Genomic DNA, 12,584 nt, shown 5'->3' with positions numbered 1-12,584 from the left:
GCCTAGCTTATGGCGGCAAACCCGGCCTGCAAATCAGCGATGATATCGTCCACATTTTCGATACCAACTGATAGCCGTACGGTGGCCGGGCTTATGCCAGCACGCTGCAACTCCGCCGCATCCCCCTGGGAATGCGTCGTAGTTGCGGGGTGCACCACCAGGGAACGCGTGTCACCAATGTTGGCCAAATTCGAATGCAGCTTCAGGGCATCAATGAACGCCCACGCCTCATCCTGGCCACCATCAATATCGAACGAAAGTACGGACCCGGTATATTTCAGGCCCAACTTTTCCTTCACCTTATACCAGGGCGAATCCGGCAAACCCGCATAATTCACCCGCTTCACCTTGGGGTGCTGGGCCAAAAACTCCGCCACCTGTTTGGCATTGGCATTATGCCGCTCCAACCGCAAAAACAGCGTGTCCAACCCCTGCACACTCAACCAGGCGTTAAACGGCGACAATGCTGCCCCCATGTCCCGCAGCAGGCCGGCGCGCGCTTTCACACCAAACGCCGGGGCGCCCAAGTCCGCATATTTTAACCCATGGTAGGCGGGATCCGGGGTTACGAACCCGGGAAACACCGGCTCACCAGCGGAATTCTTGACGGTCCAATCGAACTTGCCGCCGTCGATCACAATGCCGCCGATCACCGAACCGTTGCCCGTGTAGAACTTGGTCAGCGACGCCACCACAATGTCGGCCCCCAATTCCAAGGGGCGAACCAAGGCGGCCGTAGCGATCGTGTTATCCACAATCAACGGCACATTATTGCGGTGCGCCACCTCGGCAATGGCCGGAATGTCCAGCACGTCAGCCTGCGGATTGGCGAACGTTTCCCCATAAAACGCCTTCGTGTTCGGCTGCACCGCGGCCTGCCACGATGCGGGATCGTCGGGATCCTCGACGAACGTGGTGCTAATGCCCAACCGCTCCAGCGGGCCAGTGAATAGGGTGAGTGTGCCGCCGTAAAGCCGAGGGCTGGCCACGATATGATCCCCAGCCTGAGCCAAGTTCAAAATCGCCGCGGTCTCAGCTGCCTGACCTGACGCAAACGACACTGCGTACACGCCACCCTCCAGGGCGGCCAGGCGATTTTCCAGCACCTCATTGGTGGGATTGGTGAGCCGGGAATAGATGGGGCCAATATCCTCTAGCGCGAAGCGCTGCTTGGCGTGCTCCGCGGAATTGAAAACGTAAGATGTGGTGAGGTAGAGGGGAAGATTCCGGGCCCCGGTGTCGGAATCAACTGGTTGGCCGGCATGGATCGCCTGGGTCTCCAGGCTCCAATTTTGCGGTTTGGAATTATCGTATTTGGTTGACATAATGCATTCCTTCATTCGCCTCAACGAGGCAATAAAAGTGTTCACTGACTGAGTTCCGAAATTACTTGCTTAGTGCAATGAAGCGAAAGGCTCACGGTGATACCTTGTGGGAAATAGCGCAATTACCTGGTCATATTTTTATTCATGCGCCATTGGTGCCTTGCCAATGGTGGTGAGCTATGGGCGGCAGGGGAGCTTGGGGCAGGTCTTGCTGATAGTGTGGTGCTGCAGTGGCGATGCTATAGCACCATGCCGCCAGCGGCTTCACGAGTGCTGAGCTGGGGTAACGGTTGTGCTAGATTCAGGCCTGGGAGTTTGTGACATGTAGAAATACTCCTCACCAGAACTCCAGCTCAGCACAAGTGATATCAACTTCGAACGCCCATAAAACCATCATCAATCCACCATCAGGCCACCCACACATCACCCGTATCACAAGTGCTGAGCTGGAGTTGTGGGCTGCGAGGGCGCCTCTGATGGGTACTGAATCGAGAAAGTCAAGCTTAGGAATCGCTGGACCGGGGCGGAAAGGGCGTGTTATCCGTGGTTCGGCGGTGCTGATGGACAACTAAGGTCTGGTAGATAATGTGCTGAGCTGGAGTTCGTGTGGACAAGCAAGCGCCGGTGGGGGAGCGGTAGGTTGGTGCGGCGGGTCAGCGTGGCAGGTACCTACGGGCCAAGTGCTGCATGTTTGTTACCCCAGCTCAGTAAAGTTGCAGCCCTCAGGTTTACAGTTCGATGGCGGTCAATAAGTCGGGTCGAACGTAGCCCGGCACCTTGGTGGCGGTGAGAATGCTATCCACCAAGGCCTTGCCTTCGGCCGATAGGATGGCGTCATGAATGGGCAGGGATAATCGTGGCAGAATGCTGTGCGCAAATTCCACGGTTTCGGACACCTTCAGCCAAGGGGCAGCAACTGGCAGGAACAGGATCTCAATATCATTGAGCGAATGCATGGCAATGTCGGGAAATTCGTCACCAGGATGCAAAATACGCCCGTCGATGAGGTACCCCAGGTTAGTCGGCCGATTGAGGCTGGGATGCACAACCGCGTGATAACCCCCCACGACACGTATATGATGCCCATCAAGCTCTAGTTCGTCGCCTGGATAAACTTCATGAGTATCGCAATCCGTCAGCTGTTCAATAGCTTCTTTCGGGCCATAAACCGGCAGGTTATGGATGATATCGAGATTGCAGTGGTCTGGGTGGGAGTGGGTAAGCAGCACATGCTCGGCCCCCTCCATAATGGCGGGATTGGTAAAAATGCCAGGATCAATCGCAATGCGGTCGATACGCACGCCGGAATGTCCAAAGAGGGTTATAGCGGTCATGGTAACTATCATAGAAAATCTTCTGGCTATTTGAGGTATGTTCTTGGGGTGTTTGCTCATCGACGGCTAAACTCGGCAGCCATGAATGCAACACAGTGGATCGCTCTTGGTATCACCATCATTTTGCTCATCGCCTGTATCGTGATTTGTGCCTGGATGGTGCGGTGGGTCATCAAGAATCTCAAATAGCCTACCCAATTTTCCAAAGGTTGCCTTCAGGACGGTCTCATAATGATTTTGTTATCATGCAATTAGTTAATGGTCGCATTATTGTGATTGGCTATTGCTATAGCATGGTGATGCGCGACAGAGTGAGAATGGAAATCATCCAGACACCACCATGATGGTTTCGGAACCATGATCGGAGCCGGTGATGTGCACGGCTTGGCTATCGGTGATGTCCACAACCTCAGGGTGTGCGGCGATAGCCTGGTCCACGGCCGATTCGAACATGGGATTATGCTTGTGCGGCAGCACCCTTGTCGTGGTGAGGCTCAAACCGGCAAAATCCGTCATGGAATGAAAATCAAAGGATTCGGGATCCTCCAGCGGGCGAATATATGCACAATCATCAGCAGCAACTGCGCTGCCTGCCGACTCCCCAATATATGTGGTTCCCTGGCGCACCGCTTTGACGATAAGAGAGCCCGCACCACTGTCCCGCAACTGTTTGATGAGGTAGAAGGTGTGCCCACCGGAAACATAGATGCAGTCCGCTGCGTCGATCGCGGCGGCGACGGTGGCGGCGTCCGCGGAAGCAATGTCCACTTCCCTGATGGTGGCGCCCAGGTCGGCCAGGGCCTGCCGGGCCTCCGCCACATAAAAATCCACATCCTCCACGGCGGCGGCCGTGGGAATGAACGCGATAGTGCATTCTGCCAGCGGTTTATCAGAAATAGTCGGGAGAAGATGCGCGACTTTTGCGAAATATGAGGTGAGAAAGAGATTCATGCGTCCCAGCGTAGCCATAGTTGCTCCACCGGCAATGGTCAGAAGTGTGATGTAGTAGATAGTTTTTGGTGTTAACCACTACAGTGAGGTGATGAATGAAATCCGATTTTATCGCGCCCACGACGACTATGGCTTCCTCTCTAATTTTGCCGCTTATCCCTTCGAACTGGATGGCAAACGATGGCCCACATCAGAGCATTATTTTCAGGCCATGAAGTTCCTAAACCCGGAAACCCAGAACCTGATTCGGTCGCTAGACACCCCCGGGCGGGCGGCTAAAGTGGGGCGCCGGGAAAAACCGCTGCGGAAAGATTGGGAATCCGTAAAAGACCAGGTTATGTTTGATGCGGTTTTGGCAAAATTCACCCAAAATCCCGACATTGCCCGCAAGCTCTTAAGTACCGGCGACGCCTATCTGATTGAACACACAAAAAACGATTCCTATTGGGCCGATGGTGGTGACGGCAGCGGTAAGAATCGATTAGGTGAGGTCTTAATGGCCGTTCGGGATTCCCTGCGAGCCTAGCAAAAACCATAAGGTGATTCCATAAGGAATATTTCCGCAGCTCAGGCCAATGTTTCGAATCCGCTACCCCCATGTGTTGGCTGGTGGCTAGACAATAAAGGGCCCCTGACGTAGGGTCGCAAGTGTATTTGAATTCGTCAACTAACGACCTGAACAAATATGAAGATATGAAATGGGGCCATGAAGCTACGGGAAACGAGAAATCATCCACGACTCACGATATTTCTCTGCTTTTTGCTGCTTGTGGCCATGGTTGCCATTATCTTTGCCATTGTTGATTATCTGCGGGATGAGCAGCCAGTGGTGGAACAACCCAGCGCACAACCAGGTCCTATAATTGCTCAGGAAACCGCCGGTGCCGAGGTGGACCGTGCAGTCGGCGCTGCCGTCGAACAATACCAAACAGTGCTCGACGCTGAATGGATTGATCCGGGGTGCTGGCTTTCGCACTGTCCCAATTCCAGTTGGGCTATCCGCGGCACACCGCCGGAGCGGGCCCTGCTCACCAAGGCAGAACGTGGCAATCTTGAGGCGCGGGATGACGCCCTACAAAGATTTCAGCGGATTGCGGTGGTAAGCACCATCTATGTGTACAGCGTGAAGGCCAGTCCGGGGAAAGGCGTCGAAGCCATAGTAAGCGTCATGACCAACAAATGCTACGACAATAATCGCATAAGCTCTACCGATATCCACCGAATGTTCCTGGCCGCCAGCAGCGTGAATGCGAAGGAATACGTTGTGCTGGCAGACGAAGTGATCTCCCCGGAAACCGGCAGGTTAACCGAATCCTACGTGCCACTATATTCCTCCCGCCGGGACAAGCCGCCCTGTTTTGTACAAAAATAACCCCCGGCGAATCAGTACCACCGGGGGCATCTCAACCACAAAACTATGCGGTCAGGCCATCAATAATCGCATTGAACGCCGCCGACGGCCGCATGACCGAGGTCGCCTTCTCGGAGGGCAGGTAGTAGCCACCCAAATCGGCCGGCGCACCCTGAACCGCCAGCAACTCCGCAGCAATAGTGTCGGCCTGCTCCGTCAAAGCCGCAGCTACCGGGGCAAAAATGGCTGCCAACTCGGCATCCGCAGTCTGCTCAGCCAGCGCCTGAGCCCACGCCATCGCCAGGAAGAAGTGCGAGCCACGGTTATCGATCTCACCGGCCTTGCGGGAGGGTGACTTGTTTTCGTCGAGAAGCCGTTCCGTGGCCGCGTCCAAAGCGTCGGCAAGCACCGCGGCCTTCGGCGTGCCACCTGTGTTCGAGATGTGCCGTAGTGACTCGGCCAACGCCAGGAACTCACCCAGGGAATCCCACCGTAGATGGTTTTCGGCCTGCACCTGCTGCACATGCTTCGGCGCCGAACCACCCGCACCCGTTTCGAACAAACCGCCGCCCGCCATCAATGGCACGATCGACAGCATCTTCGCCGAGGTGCCCAACTCCAGGATGGGGAACAGGTCGGTGTTATAGTCACGCAACACATTGCCGGTCACCGAGATCGTGTCCTCGCCGCGGCGAATCCGCGCAATCGACACCTTGGTGGCCTCAACCGGAGACTTGATGGAAATGTCTAGGCCAGTGGTGTCGTGATCCGTCAAATACTTCTCCACCAACCCCTTGATGTTCCGGTCGTGGGCCCGCTCGGGATCCAACCAGAAAATCGCAGGCATCCCCGACAGCCGGGCCCGGGTTACCGCGAGCTTTACCCAATCCTGGATGGGGGCGTCCTTGGTTTGGCAGGCCCGCCAAATATCCCCAGCCTCGACCTCATGTTCGATAAGCACGTCGCCGGCGGAATTCACCACCTGCACCGTACCGTCGGCCGGCACCTTGAACGTCTTATCGTGCGAACCGTATTCTTCCGCCTTTTGCGCCATGAGGCCCACATTCGGCACCGTGCCCATCGTGGTCGGATCGAACGCGCCATGCGCCTTGCAGTCGTCGATGACCGCCTGGTACACGCCAGCGTAGGAGGAATCCGGGATGACAGCCAAGGTGTCCTGCTCCTCACCCGCGGCATTCCACATGTGCCCCGAGGTGCGGATCATTGCCGGCATCGAGGCGTCCACAATCACGTCCGACGGCACATGCAGGTTGGTGATGCCCTTATCCGAATTCACCATGGCCAACGCCGGACCATTCGCCAAGGCGGCGTCGAAGGCCGCCGCGATTTCCGCACCGTTGTCCAGCGAATCTAGGCCGGCATAAATAGCGGCCAGGCCGTTCTCGCCATTGAGCCCATTGGCCAACAATACGTCGCCGTACTTCTCGAACACGTCTGCGAAATAGGCGCGCACAACGTGGCCGAAAATCACCGGATCCGACACCTTCATCATCGTGGCCTTTAAATGTGTTGAGAACAACACACCTGTCGCGGCGGCCTTCGCTACCTGTGCGGCCAGGAATTCGTCTAAGGCTTTCGCCGACATGAACGTGCCGTCAACCACTTCGCCGGCCAAAACCTTCAGGTTGTCGCGCAGTACAGTTTCGGTGCCGTCCGCCGCCACATGCTTGATAGTCAGCACATCAGCAGCCGGCATGATGACGGATTTTTCATTATGGCGGAAGTCGTTGGCTTCCATTGTCGCCACGGTTGTTTGGGAATCCTGAGACCACACCCCCATGCGGTGCGGATGCTTCTTGGCAAAATTCTTGACCGCGCCGGGGGCCCGCCGGTCGGAGTTACCTTCGCGCAAGACCGGGTTCACGGCTGACCCCTTGACCGCATCATAGCGGGCCCGGATGGCCTGTTCCTCGTCCGTGACCGGGTTGTCTGGATAATCGGGAATCGCAAACCCATTTGCCTGTAATTCGGCCACGGCCGCCTTGAGTTGGGGCACGGAGGCGGAAATATTGGGCAGCTTGATGATGTTCGCCGCCGGGGTTTGCGCCAGTGAACCCAGTTCCGCAAGCGCGTCGGAAACCTGTTGGTCGGCGGGGAGATAGTCCGGGAATTGTGCCAGGATCCGGCCGGCCAGCGAAATGTCGCGCTCCTCAACCTCGACGCCGGCGGTGGCGGCGAATGCCGAGACGATGGGGCGAAGCGAAAGCGAGGCGAGCAGCGGGGCCTCGTCGGTGCGGGTCCAAATGATTTTAGCCATGGGTCTCCCTACATAATGTTTTGAGAAGTACAAGGAATCAGAATACCGGTTGCCCCCATTCTTTGCCCCGTTAGTGCCGGAAACCGGCCGCATAACGCGAATACAGTACGGTTGTCCTGTTTTAACCGATGCTGTCACTCACCCTAATGGGGGTAGGGTGAGTGACCATGCAGATTACGACCATCAACGTCAATGGCATCCGCGCCGCCACCAAAATTCGCTCCAGCACCAACCGCGGTTTCCTCCCCTGGCTATTCGACGTCGCCCCCGACGTGGTGCTGCTCCAAGAGACTCGCGCCACCGACGCTGAGTCCCGAACCGCGCTCGCCCCCGCGCTCGACGCCGGCTGGCATTTCTATAGCGCGCCCTCCATCCGCAAGGGGCATGCCGGCGTGGGTATACTCTCCCGCCGCGAGCTTATCGACGTTCGGGTCGGCCTAGCTGGTTTCGAAGACGTGGGCCGCTACATCCAAGGCACCTACCCCGATGATGGCGACGACGTTATTATCGCCTCCCTTTATCTACCCGTTGGCGGAGCCGGCAGTGAAAAGCAGGATGAAAAATACGAATTCCTCGACGCCTTCGACCAGGTAATTTCCGATACGGAAATTCAAAATTCCCACATGGTCATCGGGGGCGATTGGAATATTTGCCACCGCGAACAAGACCTCAAAAACTATCAGGCCAACCGGAAGAATTCCGGGTGCCTGCCCGACGAGCGGGCATTCATGGATCACATGTTCGGGACCTATCCCGATAGCCAATCCCAGGTGGTGGGGGCGGGGGAGTGGTACGGGGCTGTGAATTATCGGTCGAAGAAACGTCGTCAAGCCCCAAAAACTCCGCAATGGTATGACGTGGCGCGACGCCTCCACCCCGACGACGCCCCCTACACCTGGTGGACCTATCGCGGCCGTGCCTTCGGCAACGATGCCGGGTGGCGCATCGACTACCAAGCCGCAACCAAATCCATGTTCGAACGGGCGACGACAATGCGGGTCGACAAGGCCGTCGACCACGCCGCCCGCTGGAGCGACCACGCACCCCTCACCGTGTGGTATCAGTGAATCTTCTATCCGCAAAAACTTGGCGAAGTCCCCACCTAATGGGGTAAATTAACAGCAGTTCACCCACAATTGTGATTCAAGGAGAATTGGTCATGTCTGCGCGCGCTAAAGGCGTCATCCTGCTCATTGTCGGAATCGTTCTGCTACTCATTTCCCGCACCCTGCTCGGTGCCAACGACGTCAACGGCCTCCTCGGCGGACTCTGCCTCGGCATCGGCGGCGCCAGCGTGGTGAGCTCGTTCGTCTTCCTGTTCAGCAAAGAACCGGAAATGCAGTAAGACACGCGGTCGGTGGGTATACTGCTGACTTATGACTGAAGCAGCACCCACCGAATCCATGGAGAAAACCCAACGAATTCTCTCGGGCATCCAACCCACATCGGATTCCTACCATCTCGGAAACTACCTGGGTGCGCTCAAACAATGGATCGACCTCCAAGACACCTACGAGGCGTTCTATTTCATCCCGGACCTGCACGCCATCACCGTGGACCAGGATCCCAAAGAACTCCGCGCCCGCACCATCTCCGGCGCCGCTCAACTGCTAGCGCTCGGCATCGACCCGGATAAAGCCGCCCTCTTCGTGCAATCCCACGTGCCGGAACACGCCCAACTCGCGTGGGTCTTCACCTGCCTCACCGGCTTCGGCGAGGCCAGCCGCATGACCCAATTCAAGGATAAATCCACCAAACAAGGCGCCGACCGCACCTCCGCCGGGCTCTACGCCTACCCCATGCTCATGGCCGCCGACATTCTCCTCTACCGGCCGGAGATCGTGCCCGTAGGCGAAGACCAGCGGCAACACCTCGAACTCACCCGCACCCTCGCGGAACGCTTCAACTCCCGATATCAGGAAACCTTCCCCGTTCCCGAACCATTCATCCCCACCGGTTCCGCAAAAATCTACGACCTGCAAGACCCAACCGCGAAGATGAGCAAGTCCACCAGCAACCCCAAAGGCCTGATAAACCTGCTCGACGACCCCAAGATCTCCACCAAGCGCATCAAGAGCGCAGTCACCGACAACGACGGCGAAATCCGCTTCGATAAGGAAACCAAACCTGGGGTGTCAAATCTGCTTGTTATCCAGGCGGCGCTCACCGGAACCACCGTCGATGACCTCGTGGCACGCTATGCCGGGCAAGGATACGGTGCCCTCAAACTGGACACCGCCGCCGCATTGGAAGCATTCGTGGTCCCCCTCAAAGAACGCTTTGACATGTACATGTCCGACCAAGCCGAACTAGAGAATGTGCTGGCCCGCGGTGCAGAACGTGCCCGCGAAGTCGCCACCCAAACACTCGCCGACGTCTACGATCGCATCGGTTTTCTGCCAGCCCGGCAACCATAAAACCTTGCCGAAAACGGGCGGGATTGCTGGCTCCTGCTGATGGTTGCCACGCCGGGCTAAGCTCCCCTTTCACCACCAGGCCCCAACCTGCAGCAGGTCAGATACCAAAAGGGGGGCTTTTGAAACCACAGAATGGTCACCCCCGTGAGGGGAGGCCGTTAGACTTTGACATAATAGCCGCTAAAGTTCTGTCCACATGTTCATATGACGTACCCCACTTTCACGGGTGGGCTCACAGTGGGGATCATCCCGGCTCATGACGATTCCCCAACTTACAAGGACTAACAACACATGGCTACCACAACCCATTTCAACGAAAAATATGCCGACGAATACGGCATTGAACGCGCCAACCTTGATGACCCCGGTTTCATCGACAAATATCGGCGCCGTTGGGGCTGGTTTGACCATCTCATGCTCATGAACGAACGGTACACCTCCATCGGGGGGAACCAATTTGCGGCGGGCATCACCTACTTCTCTGTTCTCAGCATGTTCCCGCTGCTCATGATAGTTTTTGCCGTTGCCGCCACCGTGCTGGCCAGCCGCCCCGATCTACTCAGCCAAATCAATAATCAACTCACCACGTCGATAGGTGGTGAACTGGGGAAAACCCTCCACAACATCCTCATCACCGCGGTTGACCAGCGCGGATCGCTCTACGGCGTGGGCGGGGTTACCGCACTATGGACCGGCACTAACTGGATGAACAACCTCCGATACGCGATATCGAAAATCTGGAACTACTCCAGTGACGCCAAAAACTTCGTCATCACCAAACTCGTCGACCTCCTAGAGCTAGTGCTACTGCTAGTTTTGTTGATTGTCGCAGTCGGCATCACCGCGGTGGGCAACTCGGGCCTATCACGATCCCTACTTGCTTTCCTACGGCTCGATCACATACCGGGAATTGGTGCGGTAACAGTCGCCGTGGCACTCATCCTCGGCCTGGTGGCCAACTTCCTCGTCATCTACACCCTCATTAAAATCATCCCCCACGGAGAGGTACCGCGAAAATCCGCATTCCAGGGCAGCATCATTGGGGCCATTGCCCTGGAAATATTTCAACAATTGGGAAGCGTGTTCTTCGCTACCGCCATCACCAACCCGGCAGGCGCAACCTTCGGACCCATCATCGGCGTCATGGTGTTGTTCTATCTGATTTGGCGCATCGTACTCTATTGCAACGCGTGGGCCGCCACCACCAAAGAATCATTAGCGATCGCCCAGCTCAACACGCCAGCCCCAGCAGTCATCCACGTGCGGGAAGAAATCAGCTCGGGCACCGGCAACCCCCAACGATTCACTACCGGCCTCGCCATCGGCGCGGGCATTGTGAGCGCCGCATCCATCATGCTCAAACTCAAAGGCCGCCGAAAACCACCAAAATACTAACCGCTAGTCGGTTTTCTTCCGCCGATCCCGCCGCCATAAGGCCAAACCGATAACGCTCGCCAAGAAGAGACACGAACCGGCAACAATATAAACAGCCCCGGTGGAACGATTCTTCATAAATTGTGACGCATACGTACCATCACCACTGCTGGCATGAACCTCCTGAATCGGCCGGGGGCTGGGCGTGGCGGACGCCGAGGGATGCTGCGATGCCTGAGCCCCCGCCGCGCCGGGCTGGGGAAGCATCCCAACATTTGCCGTCACATTACGATTGTCGTCGATAAGCTTTTGCGCCTGCTGCCAGGGGCGCCCCTTATCCACGGTGGTATCCAAAATCACGGCGGCGATTCGGCGATTTCCCACCTTTTTCGCCCCAACAAACGTGTGGTTCGCATCCGACGTAAAACCGGTTTTTCCGCCAATACCATCCGGGTCGTTCATGAGCAGCCCATTATCATTCCCAATGGGCCACCCCGGATTATCCTGATAACCAGGGAATTTATATTCATCCGTGCCCACAATCTGGGCGAACGTGGGATTCTTCCACGCATAATGGTAAAAAATCGCCATGTCGCGGGCCGACGTGGACATGCCGGGGGCGTCCAAACCCGAATAGCTGGCGGCATAAGTATCGGTAGCGCCCAGGTTATGGGCGAGCGCATTCACCCGAGTCAGAGCCTGCTCGTTGCCGCCCAACTCTTGCGCCAGCGCGTGCGCTGCATCATTGCCGGATTGCAGCAGCAGCCCATGAAGCAAATCCCTAATGGTGTATTTCCCGCCCGGGCCAATGCCCACAGCAGACCCTTCCTGGTTGGCGGACTCGGCACTCACCGTCACCACCTTATTAAGGTCAAGATTATTAATGACCTCCATGGCTAATAAGACCTTAATAATACTGGCGGGTCGATATCTGCCGTGCGGGTCTTTAGTACCCAAAACCGCACCAGAGTCCAGATCCCAGACCAGCCAGGCGCTAGCGGTAATGTCTGGGACAACAAACCCAGCGGCTTTTTTTACGCCGCAAGTGCCAAACTCGTTGGGGACCTGGGGGAGCGGAGTGGGAGTGGCGGCACCAGGAACCGGCCGTTCCGAGGTGGTGACAGCCTTGGGCGGATGCTCCGCATTGGGACAGTTATTCGTATCAGGTGCGCTAGTTCTAGGGGCTGGGGTTATTTCGGCGTCGGGCATGCCCGGGGTACTGATAGGGCTGGGATTGGCGTTACCGGCAGGCGCCGGGGCGGAATTCCCACCCGCAGCCGGAGTCCCTGGCGTTTCCATCCTACCCGCAGCGTTTGCGACCTCTGCGGCTGCCGCAGGCGGGGCGGCGGGAGGCGCGCCGGGGACGCCAGGTGAATCGGGAACCTGCGCCGCGTCGGGCGTGACGGGGGCTTGGGCATGGCCGCTGATCGGCATGGACATGCAGCATAAAACAGTCAGCATCATGGTCGCTGCTGAAAGTTTTTTCTGTTTCATTATCTAGCCAGCTTTCTTTTATCACTTACACTGGGGCCTATGGTGACAACCCCTGATTTT

11 protein-coding genes are annotated in these 12,584 nt (G+C 57.0%); 6 read left to right on the top strand and 5 right to left on the bottom strand.

Annotated elements, in window-relative coordinates:
* Positions 1 to 2 precede the first annotated feature (2 nt).
* The 3 genes from HBA49_RS09445 to HBA49_RS09435 all read right to left on the bottom strand — a co-directional run bounded on the left by HBA49_RS09445 (position 3) and on the right by HBA49_RS09435 (position 3,610).
* Positions 3 to 1,325 carry an O-acetylhomoserine/O-acetylserine sulfhydrylase gene (locus HBA49_RS09445; protein WP_005524490.1) on the bottom strand — a complete coding sequence of 441 codons (1,323 nt, stop codon included), beginning with the start codon at positions 1,323 to 1,325 and terminating at the stop codon, positions 3 to 5.
* Between the two features lie 728 nt (positions 1,326 to 2,053).
* Positions 2,054 to 2,659: an MBL fold metallo-hydrolase gene (locus tag HBA49_RS09440; protein ID WP_005524239.1), complete on the bottom strand. Its 606-nt coding sequence runs from the start codon at positions 2,657 to 2,659 to the stop codon at positions 2,054 to 2,056.
* 324 nt (positions 2,660 to 2,983) lie between these two features.
* On the bottom strand, positions 2,984 to 3,610 hold the full coding sequence (locus HBA49_RS09435) for a Type 1 glutamine amidotransferase-like domain-containing protein (protein WP_225866090.1): 627 nt from the start codon (positions 3,608 to 3,610) through the stop codon (positions 2,984 to 2,986).
* 91 nt (positions 3,611 to 3,701) lie between these two features.
* Here HBA49_RS09435 and HBA49_RS09430 point away from each other — a divergent pair, with 91 nt between their 5' ends.
* Together HBA49_RS09430 and HBA49_RS09425 are read left to right on the top strand one after the other, a co-directional pair.
* Positions 3,702 to 4,136 carry a riboflavin biosynthesis intermediates N-glycosidase gene (locus HBA49_RS09430; protein ID WP_005524037.1) on the top strand — a complete coding sequence of 145 codons (435 nt, stop codon included), beginning with the start codon at positions 3,702 to 3,704 and terminating at the stop codon, positions 4,134 to 4,136.
* A 249-nt stretch (positions 4,137 to 4,385) separates the two neighbouring features.
* Positions 4,386 to 4,982, top strand: a complete 597-nt coding sequence (locus HBA49_RS09425; RefSeq protein WP_225866089.1) for a hypothetical protein — start codon at positions 4,386 to 4,388, stop codon at positions 4,980 to 4,982.
* Positions 4,983 to 5,025: 43 nt separating this feature from the next.
* On the opposite strand, the gene HBA49_RS09420 is transcribed toward HBA49_RS09425, so the two are convergent.
* Positions 5,026 to 7,239 (bottom strand): NADP-dependent isocitrate dehydrogenase, encoded by a 2,214-nt coding sequence (locus HBA49_RS09420; RefSeq protein WP_005523878.1) that lies wholly within the window; start codon positions 7,237 to 7,239, stop codon positions 5,026 to 5,028.
* Positions 7,240 to 7,406: 167 nt separating this feature from the next.
* Here HBA49_RS09420 and HBA49_RS09415 point away from each other — a divergent pair, with 167 nt between their 5' ends.
* From HBA49_RS09415 to HBA49_RS09400, 4 genes are all read left to right on the top strand, one after another.
* Complete coding sequence (locus tag HBA49_RS09415) at positions 7,407 to 8,306, top strand: exodeoxyribonuclease III (protein ID WP_005524148.1); 900 nt, start codon at positions 7,407 to 7,409, stop codon at positions 8,304 to 8,306.
* Positions 8,307 to 8,398: 92 nt separating this feature from the next.
* Positions 8,399 to 8,584 carry a hypothetical protein gene (locus HBA49_RS09410; RefSeq protein ID WP_005519916.1) on the top strand — a complete coding sequence of 62 codons (186 nt, stop codon included), beginning with the start codon at positions 8,399 to 8,401 and terminating at the stop codon, positions 8,582 to 8,584.
* A gap of 31 nt (positions 8,585 to 8,615) precedes the next feature.
* Positions 8,616 to 9,656 carry a tryptophan--tRNA ligase gene (gene trpS / locus HBA49_RS09405; protein ID WP_005524759.1) on the top strand — a complete coding sequence of 347 codons (1,041 nt, stop codon included), beginning with the start codon at positions 8,616 to 8,618 and terminating at the stop codon, positions 9,654 to 9,656.
* A 291-nt stretch (positions 9,657 to 9,947) separates the two neighbouring features.
* Positions 9,948 to 11,051 (top strand): YhjD/YihY/BrkB family envelope integrity protein, encoded by a 1,104-nt coding sequence (locus HBA49_RS09400; RefSeq protein WP_005524387.1) that lies wholly within the window; start codon positions 9,948 to 9,950, stop codon positions 11,049 to 11,051.
* A gap of 3 nt (positions 11,052 to 11,054) precedes the next feature.
* On the opposite strand, the gene HBA49_RS09395 is transcribed toward HBA49_RS09400, so the two are convergent.
* Complete coding sequence (locus tag HBA49_RS09395) at positions 11,055 to 12,464, bottom strand: D-alanyl-D-alanine carboxypeptidase family protein (RefSeq protein ID WP_225866088.1); 1,410 nt, start codon at positions 12,462 to 12,464, stop codon at positions 11,055 to 11,057.
* Positions 12,465 to 12,584: the final 120 nt, after the last annotated feature.

Origin of the sequence: Corynebacterium matruchotii, from assembly GCF_011612265.2 — a bacterium.
GTDB classification, from domain to species: domain Bacteria; phylum Actinomycetota; class Actinomycetes; order Mycobacteriales; family Mycobacteriaceae; genus Corynebacterium; species Corynebacterium matruchotii.
This window is presented reverse-complemented; position numbering and strand designations above follow the sequence as displayed.